Source organism: Faecalimonas nexilis (genome assembly GCF_059731825.1).
In genome coordinates, this window is record NZ_AP029189.1 from 3,037,114 (window position 1) to 3,050,111 (window position 12,998).

General features: G+C 40.6%; 12 protein-coding genes and 2 pseudogenes. All 14 read right to left on the reverse strand.

The genetic code is table 11. From position 1 onward, the window contains the following. Positions 1-85: 85 nt before the first annotated feature. A complete protein-coding gene (locus AC6I5B_RS15225; protein ID WP_287643028.1) occupies positions 86-5,530 on the reverse strand; it encodes a SpaA isopeptide-forming pilin-related protein in 5,445 nt (1,814 codons plus the stop codon). A gap of 131 nt (positions 5,531-5,661) precedes the next feature. Continuing rightward, positions 5,662-5,814 (reverse strand): hypothetical protein, encoded by a 153-nt coding sequence (locus AC6I5B_RS15230; protein WP_287643027.1) that lies wholly within the window; start codon positions 5,812-5,814, stop codon positions 5,662-5,664. A gap of 15 nt (positions 5,815-5,829) precedes the next feature. Then, positions 5,830-6,246: a hypothetical protein gene (locus tag AC6I5B_RS15235; protein ID WP_287643026.1), complete on the reverse strand. Its 417-nt coding sequence runs from the start codon at positions 6,244-6,246 to the stop codon at positions 5,830-5,832. 16 nt (positions 6,247-6,262) lie between these two features. Further along, positions 6,263-7,237 (reverse strand): ParM/StbA family protein, encoded by a 975-nt coding sequence (locus tag AC6I5B_RS15240; protein ID WP_349162100.1) that lies wholly within the window; start codon positions 7,235-7,237, stop codon positions 6,263-6,265. 4 nt (positions 7,238-7,241) lie between these two features. Then, a pseudogene (locus tag AC6I5B_RS15245) lies at positions 7,242-7,421 on the reverse strand (helix-turn-helix transcriptional regulator); the annotation flags it as partial. A 33-nt stretch (positions 7,422-7,454) separates the two neighbouring features. Next, positions 7,455-8,570 carry a DUF6017 domain-containing protein gene (locus AC6I5B_RS15250; RefSeq protein WP_287643025.1) on the reverse strand — a complete coding sequence of 372 codons (1,116 nt, stop codon included), beginning with the start codon at positions 8,568-8,570 and terminating at the stop codon, positions 7,455-7,457. After that, entirely contained in the window at positions 8,567-8,710 is a 144-nt protein-coding gene (locus AC6I5B_RS15255) for a hypothetical protein (protein WP_195956114.1), read from the reverse strand. The genes AC6I5B_RS15250 and AC6I5B_RS15255 overlap by 4 nt, the downstream gene beginning before the upstream one ends. Before the next feature lie 325 nt (positions 8,711-9,035). Then, a pseudogene (locus AC6I5B_RS15260) lies at positions 9,036-9,173 on the reverse strand (ABC transporter ATP-binding protein); the annotation flags it as partial. Between the two features lie 55 nt (positions 9,174-9,228). Further along, entirely contained in the window at positions 9,229-10,218 is a 990-nt protein-coding gene (locus AC6I5B_RS15265) for a sensor histidine kinase (protein ID WP_497773437.1), read from the reverse strand. Next, positions 10,219-10,908 carry a response regulator transcription factor gene (locus AC6I5B_RS15270; RefSeq protein ID WP_459632950.1) on the reverse strand — a complete coding sequence of 230 codons (690 nt, stop codon included), beginning with the start codon at positions 10,906-10,908 and terminating at the stop codon, positions 10,219-10,221. A gap of 46 nt (positions 10,909-10,954) precedes the next feature. Continuing rightward, positions 10,955-11,956: a reverse transcriptase family protein gene (locus AC6I5B_RS15275; RefSeq protein WP_497773438.1), complete on the reverse strand. Its 1,002-nt coding sequence runs from the start codon at positions 11,954-11,956 to the stop codon at positions 10,955-10,957. Positions 11,957-11,959: 3 nt separating this feature from the next. Continuing rightward, positions 11,960-12,163, reverse strand: coding sequence for a DUF3791 domain-containing protein (locus tag AC6I5B_RS15280; RefSeq protein ID WP_441658459.1), 204 nt, complete (start codon positions 12,161-12,163; stop codon positions 11,960-11,962). A gap of 2 nt (positions 12,164-12,165) precedes the next feature. After that, positions 12,166-12,411: a hypothetical protein gene (locus tag AC6I5B_RS15285; RefSeq protein WP_441658460.1), complete on the reverse strand. Its 246-nt coding sequence runs from the start codon at positions 12,409-12,411 to the stop codon at positions 12,166-12,168. After that, entirely contained in the window at positions 12,408-12,893 is a 486-nt protein-coding gene (locus AC6I5B_RS15290; RefSeq protein ID WP_497773439.1) for a DUF3990 domain-containing protein, read from the reverse strand. The genes AC6I5B_RS15285 and AC6I5B_RS15290 overlap by 4 nt, the downstream gene beginning before the upstream one ends. Positions 12,894-12,998: the final 105 nt, after the last annotated feature.

Sequence of the window (12,998 nt, forward strand, 5' to 3'; positions counted from 1 at the left end):
CTCTTCCATGCTTCTCACCTCATATTGCCAAAGAAAGGACAGCCGCAGCCGCCCTTTCCCAAGTTTAAAAACTAATTTTTATTTCCTATGCCTTTTTCTGTTTTTTTCTGTAATAAAGTAAGCCTGCTACCATGCCTGCACTTACACCAAGAGCCAGCAAAGGCAGGAACCAGTTGGTATCATCACCGGTTTTTGGTCCCGGTTTGACGGTACCTGGTGTTTCCGGTATTTTTTTATTCTGGATTTCTTTTACCACTTCAATGACTGGTGTTTTATCATTCTGGTAACTGAATACAATCTCCCACTCTTCTTCTGTCTTTTCATACCCTTCTAAGGCCGCTGTTTCTTTCAGCACATAGGTAATCGGTTCTTTGAAAACACCATTTTCATAAGTTCCAATCGGAAGCAGGCTGGAAACTGCTTTTCCATCTTTCCCGGTCTTCAGGCGTTCCACTTCTTTACCGGTTTCCTTTTCCAGCAGAACAAATTCTACTCCTTCCAGAGCCGCTTTGCTGTCTGCATCCGTTTTTACGATAACCAGTTGTCCCATAGCACGCTCATCTTCCATCTTTACTTTCTGGATTTCTCCAGTTTCTTCCACTGTAAACTCCACATCATTGGCTACAATATATCCACCAACTGCCGCCTCTTCATGCAGGGTATAAGTTCCTACCGGAAGGTACTCAATCAGATGTTCTTCTCCTGTGGTCCAGGACTCTACAACTTCCCCTTCCTGATCCAGGATCTGCAGCTTAGCCCCTTCAATCTCCTTACCATCTGTAATATCTGTTTTAGAGATAGAAACCTTTGTATGGTCGTCCTTCATTTTCACTTTTTGTACTTCCCCAGTTTCTTCCACAACAAATTTTACATCTTCCGCCCGGACATATCCCTGTTCTGTAGGCGCCTGTTCTTCATGCAGTATATATTCCCCTGGTGCCAGTGCGTAGACTACATGAGCTTCTTTTTTTGACACCCACTCTTCTACCACTTTTCCTTCCTGATCCAGGATCTGCATTTGGGCCCCTTCAATCTCCTGTCCACCGGTTAAATCTACTTTCGTAAATTCTGTAATGGTCGGCTGATTGGAAATTTCTTCTGAAAAAGCGAGAAGTTCAAGGGTCTGGTCTGTATAAGACGCATCAAAAGAATACATTTCATCATTTGGCAGGTATCCAGGCTTATGCTCTACTTCCTTGATGTAATATTTTCCATGGGGAAGATCAGAGTGAAATACCAGCTTGCCCTCTTTGTCGGTTGTTCCCAGCTCGATCAAGGCATCTTTTTCTACAATCACTTCCCCTACCGCATTTTGGATAGCCTCCTGTGCATACAGCCCGAATCCTACTCCTTCCAGCGGTTTTCCGGTTTTTGCGTCTTTTTTCAGAAGGCTCAGGGAAATTTTCTGTCGCTGATTGGTAAGTTCCATCGTTACATAATCCACTGCTACTTCCTGACCCTTATATGCAATTTCAAATTCTTTTGCTTCTGGATCAAGAACACAGTTCTGTCCTGCTTTTTCTTCCACCACATAATATTTTCCGATAGGAAGGTTATTAAGAACGGCTTTCCCTTCTTTATCTGTCACCATACGGGCTACCAAAGTATCTTTTTCATATTTCACAATACGGTTTCCAGCTTCATCCTTCTGTCCGTCAGGGGTATAAATGGTTTCTCTTGCATAAATGGCAAATTCTGCAGCTTCCATGTTCCCCACTTCGTAGTCAAATTCATAGCCTTTCTCTTTTTCCATGACTTCTTCCCCGGTGAAGAAGCTGCTTACCTGGTTTACGAAACCGGCCACACCGTTTTTCATCTTTGTTAGGAACTTTCCTTCTACTTTGGAAGCACCAGAAAGTTTTTCTCCTTTTTTGTGGATTGTAAGGCTTCCTACGGCTTCATCATTATACTGTTCAATGACAACAATAAATTTACCGGTTTCCTCTTCTACCTGGTGTACGGTATCCGCATCTACAGTAATCGTGATCGGTACTTTCTTTACTTCCTGGTAAGTTCCCCCGTCTGCTGTTTCATTCAACGGAACTTCCTTTCCATCTTTTAAGAGAGCATTTTCAAATCCTATCTGTACATAGTTTTTAGGTGCTTCTATCTCTTCGATTCGGTAAGTACCGCACTTTAACTGTTCCGGTGTGATCAGGTATCCCTCTTCGTTTGTCCTGAACACAGATACCACTTCTTTTTTCGGGTATCTTACGATCATTTCCACATATTTTTCTGCTTCCACATCAAAAATTTTATAAGCTGCACTGTTATCCAGTACTGGCTTCTGTGTCTGGGCATCTTTTTTCACAATCTTGAAGTAATACTGCAAAGGTCGGTCATCAAACACACGCCATACCTGAGGTTCCCTGCTGTCTTCTGAAATCTGTACGATAAATGGGCGGATTCCTTTTAAATTTTCCGGAACAGTAGATTCAAACACCACATACCTTCCATAAGGAAGCTCTGGGCTCTTCAAATATCCTTTCTTGTCGGTAAACAGCTCTGGTACTGTGATTTTTTTACCATTTTCCCAATAAGAAGCGGTTTCATCTTTGCTGTAATCATATGTGATAAAGTCCTCCGGTGTATAATAAGAGCCATTTCCAGGCTTCAGGCTGCCATCCTTTACGCCAGACAATTCACTGATGAGGAATACCTTGAATCCTGCCCCTTCCACCAGTTCTGTTTCTGTCTGTTCCCCATCTTCTGAAATCTTGATAAGCTGAAACGCCTGTTTCTTTACAGTTTCCTTTACCGTAATATCCCGGTGTACAATCTGTATCTCCTGCCCTTCATACGCTACCTCTACGGGATACTCTGTTTCATCTAGCAGATACCCTTCTGCTGGCTCCATTTCTTTTACGAAATAGTTTCCAAGATACAGGTTTTTGAAGTCCACCGTTCCTTCACTGGAAATCGTACCCTGTGCTACCAATTCTCCTTTTTTATGGACAATGCCATCTTTTTTATTTGGATGCTCTATGTCTTTTGTCGCATATAAACCGTATTTTGCACCTACCAAAGTTGCATCACCCTGGGAAATAAATCCCTGGGAATCTTGATCGATCTTGCTTACATGAACTTCTCCCCACACTTCCTCATTTTTAAAATCATGGGAGAAGGTATAGGTGTACGTGCTGCCATCCTTATATTCATAGAAGAAGCGGTACACTTCATCTGTCATGTAATACTTATCCGGTGCCTGGATCTCCTTTACACTGTAATGGAAATTCAAAGGAATGTCTGCATGGAAAGCAGCAGTTCCTTCTCTGTTAGAAACAGCACGCTCTACCAGTTTTCCTTTTTCTACAAGAATCTTTCCGTCTACCGCTGTAATATCTTCTTCCGCATACAGTCCAAAAACCGCACCCTCCAGGGTAACTCCATCATTTTTTGATTTTTTCACCACGTTTACGGAAATCTCTGGTCTTGCATTGGTAAAGACGGTTTCCCCCTGGGATAAATCTATATTCTGCCCTGCATAGGACAAGGTTACAAACTGGGTACGTTCCTGTTCTGTTTTCCCAATCACCAGATTTTCCGGTGCTTTCTGTTCTACAACCTTATATTTTCCAAGATACAACTCTTTGGAAACAGCACTTCCATCTTCCCCGGTTGTCAGACTTTCTACCAGATCCCCTGCTTTATGCACCTTCGTCACTTTATCCTGGCTGTAAATATCCTCTGCCGCATAAATGTTATATTCTGCCCCTGCAAAGTCCGCATTTCCATATACAAAAGTCAGGTTTCCCTCTTCTCCGGTTACTCCGGTCAGAACCTCACCTTTTTTACGGATTGTGATTTTTCCTTTCTGTTCCTCATTCGTCACTGCAACAGAAGTTGTTTTTCCTGTTTCCAGCTTCACATGAAAAGACTCTGTATTCAGCTTATAACCTTCTGGAACAGAAATTTCTTTTAAATATACCGTATCCTGGGTTTTTGGAAATTCAACCTCGGAAGTACCATTGCTGTCTGTTGCCGGCATTTCTATAAGAAGGTTTTTACATGCACTGTCCAGATAAATACCAAAAACAGCACCGGAAAGGTTTACCTTACTGTTGTTATCCTTTTTTGTCACCTTTACCCTTGCCAGATCTAACCACTTCACTGTAAATTCCACAGAAGCACTTTCCTCTTCAAAAAATGCCCCATATCCAATATCCTGTGAGCCAGAGCCGGTAGATAATACCAAAGTCTTCCACTGCGCTCCTATCTGTCCTTTCAGCTTGCCGCTGTTCCAAGTACCGGTTACTGTTTTTGGGGCACTGAAATAAAATGTGGTGTCCCCTTTGATCTTTACAGTCCCTGTCTGTTTTGTACTTCCACTGTGGTAGGTCACATTGCCTGGCATTTTTAAAGTAATATAGTTTCTATGGTCGCCTTTTAAGCTAAATTCCCCGGTACGCTGCTCATTACCGCTTTCATAAGCCTTTGCTTCCTTTGGGGATAATGTGATTGCTGCTGTCGGAGGTGCTTCCAGGCTGTAAATATGCTGGATATATCCCCATACACCGCTTGCCTTGATATCTTCAAAAGTACAGCCATAAAATCCGTCCATGCCACAATACGAATATGCAGCAGCTAAATGCGTAAAAATATACTTTGTTTTCCAGTCAAAAGACGGCATATACTCCCCGGTAATGTCCCCAGGACCGCCATATCCATAATAGAGGACTTTCTGTAATTCCGGGTTGCTTTCAAACTCATTGGCCACATAATCCGAAGTTGGTGGAGAAGCTTTCATGGATTCCAGGCAGTACGCCACATGTCCATTTACCGTAAAATAGGAAGTGGAATAATTCCCTACACTTGACGGGTAAGGGATTTTCTCCCCCTGTACCAGATGTACATTGCTTCCTTTTTCCCTTTCCATTGCTGCCGGAACAACGGATAAGTACATTCCCTTATCCTCTTCTGGTGTAAGGTCAATTAACTCTGTTCCTGCATCTGGCATTTCCGGTTCTTCGGCCAGTACCTCCGGTATCTCTGGCTCAGGGTCCGCCTCACCGTCCTCATCGGAGCCGCTTTCTGTATGCTGGCTGCTTTCCCCCTGGGATTGCTGTGAGCTGTTTTCCCTTGCTTCTACCACAATCCTTCTCATAATCTGATAAGAGGGGTTTCCGCTTAACGGATCAACACGATAAAATGCCTGGTAAGCCCCTGGGGCGTTAAAGTCAAAGGGATTGCCGGATTCCCCTTCGGCTTTCAGGAACGTTACCTCTACTTTTTCATCATTTTTCTGGAAACCAGTATCATCGGATTCCGGGTTAAATGATTCTCCTGTTTTTATGGTAAGATCCTCTGCATACACCAGTTCTTCTTCTGTCAGTTGATTCTTTATCTCTTCCAGTTCCGGTAATGTATCCAAAGCAGTTTTCTCCTGTTTTGCTTCTGCTTTCTGTATCCGGCTATTTTCCCCAGACTGCCCGGAAGCCAGTGCCGTTATCCCTGTATTGAGTAATGTCGAACAGCTAAGAAGAAGTGCCAGTGTCCCAGCCAGCAGCCTTTTCTTTTTTCCTTTCATCATAACTTTGCTCCTTTTCATTTTTTTCGACAAAAAAAGCAGGCCACACAAGCCTGCTTTCCATTTTCTATCTTCTTTTTTGCATCTTTTGTGTACGGTCTGTCCCGTATCCAATGCAACCGCCATTCCCCTTTCTATTCCCTGTTTCCTGCATGGAACACTGCCAAAATAAGCTGCAGAACCAGCAGAAACAAGCATAATACTAATTTTCCTGTCAGATACAGCAGTTTCCCCACTGCGATCAAAATCCCTTTTACAACTTCCCATACGGTTCTTCCTACTGCCATACCTTCTTCCTCCTCTTACTCTTCAAATGCCCCATAAAATTCCGCAAATCGTAAATCTTTTTCCATACAGGCTTCTTCCTTTTCACTGTTTCCTGCTATCTGTCCGCTGTCAGCCAGTTCCCCCTGAAATGTTTCTGCTAATACGTTCTTGTTAGCAAAGGCTTCTTTTTGTGCCTGGGAAACGGCATCTTTTACGATTTTACAAAATTGTTCTTTCTGGTTCTCCAGAAGGGTATTTAATAGTTTCATCTGCTGTACATCTTCTTCCTGCTGCAGGTATTTTGCAAAATAAACGATTGCTTCTGCTATGAAATCGTCTTTCGTCTTGAAAATATCTTTGTTATACTCCTTCAGATATCGGTATGCCTGATGATGTACTGGCCTGTTTTTATACAGCCGCAGTGAAGTAGTATATACTTTTTCCGTATCCATAAGCCTTCACTTCCTATCATGCCGTCCGCATTTTCCTCTGTTTTGCCCGGATAATGCTTTTCACTGCTTCTTCACAGCCCCTTGCATTGGCATGTATATCCGTCACAAACTGTACATCTTTTCCCTCATTAGCTCCAAAATGCTCCACAATGGAAGAACCACCTCCCATGAATACCATTTTGGTCAGATCCAGATTATAATGATTTGCCTGTATGATACCATAAATTTCCTCTGCATAGGATTTCAAACAGTTTATAATCACTTCCTGATACTGCTTCGGGCAGTCATAGCTTCCTGTCCTCATAAATGCTTCTGTAATGTATGCCGGTACCCCTGCCCCTGTTTTTGCAATGGCTTCCTCATTCACTTTTCCGATACAGTACAATGCCGCCTTATCCGAAATCGAATACTTCCCGTCCGGCATTCCGTCAACAAACTCTACCAGATCGGTAGTACCTCCGCCAATATCCACTAAAAGGCAATAACCAGGAACAGCTTCTAAAAGCGTATGGATCACCACATGCCCCTGCATAAAGACAAACACATTTTCCAAGGACACATGATAGTGAACCCCTTCATAGCGGAAATGCAGTTCCTTTGTCTTTAACAGATATTTCTTGAAACTTTCCTTCTGCTGCTGAAACCTTCTGGGCGGCAGGGCAGCTCCCATTTTCACAGAAGCATCTGTCAATCCCCGATACCGCATCTCCTGTGCCAGGGCAGCCATGGTAAGAAGATAATAGTTTTCATTTTCTGTTTTATCCACACACTCTTTTTCCGGTACTTTCCCACCCACATAATAAAACTGGTTCTGATATTCCAGAATATGTTCCAGACTGTCTGGCTTTGCCTGCAAGGGCTGGATTGCTGCTGAAAATACGGTATTTGCTGTTTTCATGTTACGGTTTCCATGGTCTATTCCAATAATCATTTTATTTTCCACTTTCTTATCCTCCTGAATTTTATATTTTGTATCTTTCCACTTTTTCATCTGTTCACTCTTCTGCAAATGGCTCCAGCATCTCACTGATTTCTTTTTGGAATAACCTCTGCAGCCGGACAACCACATGGACATTTGGTTTTTGCTGTCCATATTCAATCCTCTGATATGTCCGAAGACTGATACCCAGGACAGATGCAAGTTCTATCTGCGTATATCCATGGGCTGTCCTGAATTTCTTTAATTTTGTAACTTCCTATCACACTCCTTATGTCTGAGGGATAGCTTCATGATAAGCAAACAGATTAGATATATAGCTGTTTGCCGTCAATGTGGCATTATATAAAGCAGTCAGTAACACTGCCCTGATATTATTTGCTTTTTTTGTACACTGTTTAATAGAATCCATCACATACTCCACAGAGAATTTATCCAGTTTTTTATACATTCCCTGCACAACACTAAGAGGGCGTTCTTCCTGATTTACCCGTATCGTCTTTGCGTTGGAGGTCAAAACATCTACAGCAAGCCCTACAATCTCATTGAGCAGCTTTCTGTCATAAGGTCTGTCTATCCATATCGCATCATAATCAATCTGATCTTTGAACTGTTTTTCTGCTATCTGATAGGATAAGATAGGATTATCTTCATATTCATTCATAATCTCTGTTGTATTCTTTGGAGTATTCTCTACTGTAGTCTTTGTAGTAATCTCTGTATTTGTCTGCCCACAATAGGTTTCAGGTATCTCTTTTGGTGTCCAAGGCTCTGTTTTCCTAAGAGGGTATGCTCCCTCTTTGAATGGGGTTACCCTCTCACTTTGAAAAGGGACAGCCCTCTCTCCTACGAAATGAACCTCCTCGTCTATGTTTATAGAGGGACTTTGTTCTTCCATTTTCGATTTCCTTCTGCCGTTTTCAAAGGAAGACGAAACTGCACCTGTTTCTTCTGGATAAGTCAATTCTTTTAGCCTGTCTACAATCAATTCCAGATACAGGACATTATTGACCACAATCCCATTCATGGATATAGTTCTAAATACTCTCCTTACCACACCCAGTTTTTCCAAAAATACCACTGCATTTGTTGCTTCTTTTTTGGAAATTCCGAACTGCTCACTGATCTGCTGATAACTTCGCTGAAGAAGGTCAGACTTAAATTTTTTTCTTACCCCGATTACCTGCCCGGTTCCTTCATCCCTGATTTCTGTAGGCTTATACCAATACACAATATCTGCCAGTATGATAATAGCCGTCAGATTTGGCTTTCCGCTTTCTCTGATAATCGTCCGATACCATACCTGAGGAATGATATTTCCAGATATATTCAGTTTTGCATTTTCGTCTACAATTTCATTTCCTGTGCTGTATATACCTCCATTCATATGTTATCCTCACTTTCCCATTTTTCTTTGTACTTATATAAAACTCTCATTTTTTCATCTGCTTTTTTGGCAACAACTAAGCACGCATACAAAGGAAACAGAAAAATAAGTAAACCAATTATTATGATTACTTTTATCATTGCTCCATCCTCCCATGAAAAAAGGACTAAGCCAGCTAACAGAATCACTTTTAACTAACCTAGTCCATATCTTTTTTTACAATATGTTGCAACCGAATGGTCTTTCACAAACTTGACCGCCTGTGAGAATGGATATACTTTTAACAGGACCAGTAGCAAAGGGTTTCTATCATTAAAAGTCCCTGCCACCTAATTTCCATTATGCGAAATTCATTCCCGGTCTATGATATTTCTACCATTTATGGTATAATAGAAAAAAGACTAAATTGGCGTGAACCCTTAATTTATAAGGAATCTGCTAACTTAGTCTTATTTTAACATGACCACCACTGCCGGATGCTCCCATGATTCCGAGAAATTCCCCTTTTTGCACCTCAAACGAAATATGGTCTACCGCCTTTGTAATATACGACTTTGAACCATAATATTTCTCAATATCCTGTATCCTTAATAATGTTTCCATAGAACCACTCCTTTTCTTTTTCTAAATTCACTATACCATTTTAAAAGGAGTTTTTTTACTTACAAAACTGTAAGGATACTTTTGTGCCGACACCTTCCTTTGATGTGACCGACAGTCCGATTCCAAGGCGTTCGCACAGTCTTTTTGCCAGATACAGTCCCATTCCAGTTGATTTTTTCTTTGCCCTGTTCCTTCCTGTAAATCCTTTTTCACACACACGTCCAATGTCACTTTGTGCGATTCCGATACCATTATCTTCCACAGTCAGATATTTCTTCCCATCCACTACCTGGCTATAGATATGAATCTTTGCATTATCTTTTCTGGCGTATTTGACCGCATTTGACAAAAGCTGTTTTAAAATAAACTGTATCCACTTTTCATCTGTGTAAACACAAAGCTCCAGATCATCTGCTACAATCTGTACACGGTGTTCCAAAAGCATTGTCCGGTACTCTAAAATAACCGGATACACAATCTCCGACAAACTGATTTCTTTTATAAAATAATCTTTCTCCACCACTTCACTTCGCGCATAATACAATGCCTGTTCGACGAAGCGCTCAATCTCCTGCAGTTCTTTTTGAATTTGCAGAATCTCCTCTGTGGGATGATTTTTACATATGAGATCAATTGCTGTAATCGGTGTCTTCACCTCGTGAATCCATTCTTCGATATATTCTTTGTAGGAACTAAGAGCATTCCTTTTCTCATTCACTTCCTCAACCATGGATTTACTTCCCGCCAGCAGCATATTTGTGTATAATTTTTCCATCTGCGTCTCCGGTTTTCCAAGTAGCTCACAGATTAAATATTTTTTGTCCAGTTCCTCAAGCTGTGATTCTATCTCATCATATTTTCTCTTTTGGCTCCAATATTCACGTCCCCCAACAGCAATCAGTATAATGCCCCAAACAATCAAAATCAGGCCTAGCGCTCCACCTTGTATTCCGACTAATTTTAGAAATACAATCAACGCAGTCGCTGCAAACAGATTTACTAGAACCATATTGAGTTTTTCAAACAAAAATTCCCAAAAATTCATCTATCTCTCACTTTCTGTCTCAATTCGGTATCCGTATTTTGGCACCGTCTGAATCAGTGTTTTTAAGCCGATATCTCCAAGGCGTTTTCTAAGTCTTGACAGATTCACATTCAAAATATTTTCATCCACAAAAAATTTATTCTCCCACAAATATTCAATCAGCGCATCTTTTGCAACAGCCTCTCCTCTGCTACGAAAAAGAAAATACAAGATTTTCAACTCATTTTTGGATAATTCCAGCACCTGTTCCCGATAGCAGATCTGTGCCTGCACAATATGCAGATGCACTTCTCCCACCACAATTTCTTCTGCCATACTGTCTGCTCTTTGTAACATACGTTTGACTTTGGCAAGAAGAATTGCAAGGCTGTACGGTTTTCTTATATAATCGTCGCCTCCACATTCCATCGCACACAGTTCATCCACATCACGCTCTCTTGCTGTCACGAACAAAATCGGCGTACCCGACCATTTTCGGATTTCCCTACACACATCAAATCCACTGATCTCTTCCAAATTGATATCAAGCAAAATCAACTTTGGCTCTACTTTTCTGACTGCTGCAACAACTTGTTCAACTGTTGTAAAGTCTCCCGTCTCCACTGGCGTAAACTCATTTTTCTCAAAAAACACACAAAGTTCTCCTCGGATTGTCCTATTATCCTCGATGATCATAATCTTTTCTTTCATATCTTACTTGCTGTGACAATCAATTCTTTTCTGTTAAAAATCGTAATCATAGTTTTCCTCCTTTGCACTGCCTTTGTATTCTCAACAAGTTCTTCCGAACTTCCTGAAACATATTATCCTCCGGATTTACCTGCAAAATGTAATTCACCTTTCCCATCAGATGCTGAAGGTACCGCTCTTCTCCTTTTTGCAGCCACATTTGCGCCCCAGTTCTCTGTAAATGCTCCTGTACTCCATATTTTCCACAGTAATAGACAGCCTGTCTGACATCTCTCCGATATGTTTTAGACACCTGCGCTTTTTCATTGACAACGATTCCGGTCACAGATTGTCTGTTATATTGTTTCAGCACTTTCGTCTTTTTCAAATTCAATTCAAATCCAAGTACCTGAAGGTAACTTCTTACTTTTTGTTTTACTTCCCGCACATCAAATTTCCCGGAAAACGTCATGTCATCACAATATCTTGTATAACAAATTTCCCGCTCTTCACACCATTTTCCCATATATTGGTCAAAGGAAAACATCACCAGATTTGATATCATCGGTGATGTCGGCGCTCCTTGCGGAAGATAGTCCCTGTAACAGCAAAGTTGGGTCAGCAGTGTACGCACTGCCGGCGGATAGTATTCTCCCGAAAAAACACACTGGTAGACCATAATATATGTAATATTTTCAAAAAAATCTTTGATATCCAACTCCAAAATTGTTTCTGCACCGACATGTGCAAACGCATTGTCACGAACCCTTCTCCCCGGACAATAGGCTTTTGCGTACTTTGAAACTTTCTCTTCACTTAATATTGTTCGCAGAATATTTTTCTGCATCGTATGCAAAAGATAATCTGGAACAAGCAGTTTGCGCCTGCCACCTTTGTTTTTCAGAATAAAAACTTCACGATAGTGTTCTTCTATGTGATTACTGACCGCATAGATACATTTCAACGTTTTTTCTTTCGGAACATTTGCCCTTTCCAGTAAGTTCAAAGAAAGAATTGCCTCTTTGTCTTCCTCTTTCGAGCGATGCTGCCATAATCTTTGATTATCCATAATCTATCCTTTTCTCTCTAAAAGTAATCTGTCAATATCGTCAAAAGCATTTTGAAGATGTTCGATATGGTAAATTTCATACATTTCATAAATATAATCTGTTACCCCCAATTCATCCCATTCAGCAATTATCTTCTGTGCATCTGTTCCTTTTTGCTCTGCATACCGTTCAAGCAGATAAATAAAAAATTTTAGCTCTTTGCTCAATTCTATTCTCTCCTTAAATATATAGAATTTCTTGGATTTCCTGTAATTTTCTCATTCTCCCACATTTCAAATATTGCACTTGCTCCAAACTCCCACATCTCCAATTCTGAATCTGTCATCATAGAGTATGTTTCTGACTGTAGATACTCTCGCAACGCTTTCATTTGTTCTAAATTATATTTTTCAGAAATCATTTTTACTACTTCTTCATCATAATAATCTAATATTTCTGCTGACGTTTTTCTCATATTTTTATCACCTCAATCAACTTCAAGATAGACACAGCTTCTTCTGTTTTAAAAACATATTGATCTTTCAATTTCTGTGGCATCAGCCTTTTAATTGCTTCATCTTCATTATAAGCACCTTTCAAATAAAGATTTAACACAGGAATTGTATTATCATTTGCCACGGGTCCTACAACAATATCTCTACGATCATTAAAATTCATACTTTTTCTATTTGAGCTGACATATCTCAACCATTCTACATTCGGACCATCAAATCTCAATATATTTAACTGATTTAATTTTTCTTCATCCACTTTAAACACTGATACAATCGGACTCCCCTCTCCTCTTCGTTTCACGGTTAAAATTGACCATTTTTTTGCTTGTTCAAAATCCGAAGTAAGATAAAATCCATTTCCAAAGTCTAACGCCCTTGCAGCAGGAAATAATTTCGGTTTCTCTATCCCCTGATTGCTTCCATGATATAATCTCAAATTCATACCTCCCGCATATTACTCTAAATAAAAAAAGCAGGAACAATACAATAAAGTGATTCCGTAAGATGCGTAGATGTACTCGGACCGCAAGGTCCATGCACACGAAGT

Excerpts from the sequence above, each read along its gene's own strand:
- AC6I5B_RS15225 (WP_287643028.1), bottom strand. The coding sequence starts at position 5,530 with ATGATGAAAGGAAAAAAGAAAAGGCTGCTGGCTGGGACACTGGCACTT.
- AC6I5B_RS15230 (WP_287643027.1), bottom strand. The coding sequence starts at position 5,814 with ATGGCAGTAGGAAGAACCGTATGGGAAGTTGTAAAAGGGATTTTGATC.
- AC6I5B_RS15235 (WP_287643026.1), bottom strand. The coding sequence starts at position 6,246 with ATGGATACGGAAAAAGTATATACTACTTCACTGCGGCTGTATAAAAAC.
- AC6I5B_RS15240 (WP_349162100.1), bottom strand. The coding sequence starts at position 7,237 with ATGAAAAAGTGGAAAGATACAAAATATAAAATTCAGGAGGATAAGAAA.
- AC6I5B_RS15250 (WP_287643025.1), bottom strand. The coding sequence starts at position 8,570 with ATGAATGGAGGTATATACAGCACAGGAAATGAAATTGTAGACGAAAAT.
- AC6I5B_RS15255 (WP_195956114.1), bottom strand. The coding sequence starts at position 8,710 with ATGATAAAAGTAATCATAATAATTGGTTTACTTATTTTTCTGTTTCCT.
- AC6I5B_RS15265 (WP_497773437.1), bottom strand. The coding sequence starts at position 10,218 with ATGAATTTTTGGGAATTTTTGTTTGAAAAACTCAATATGGTTCTAGTA.
- AC6I5B_RS15270 (WP_459632950.1), bottom strand. The coding sequence starts at position 10,908 with ATGAAAGAAAAGATTATGATCATCGAGGATAATAGGACAATCCGAGGA.
- AC6I5B_RS15275 (WP_497773438.1), bottom strand. The coding sequence starts at position 11,956 with ATGGATAATCAAAGATTATGGCAGCATCGCTCGAAAGAGGAAGACAAA.
- AC6I5B_RS15285 (WP_441658460.1), bottom strand. The coding sequence starts at position 12,411 with ATGAGAAAAACGTCAGCAGAAATATTAGATTATTATGATGAAGAAGTA.
- AC6I5B_RS15290 (WP_497773439.1), bottom strand. The coding sequence starts at position 12,893 with ATGAATTTGAGATTATATCATGGAAGCAATCAGGGGATAGAGAAACCG.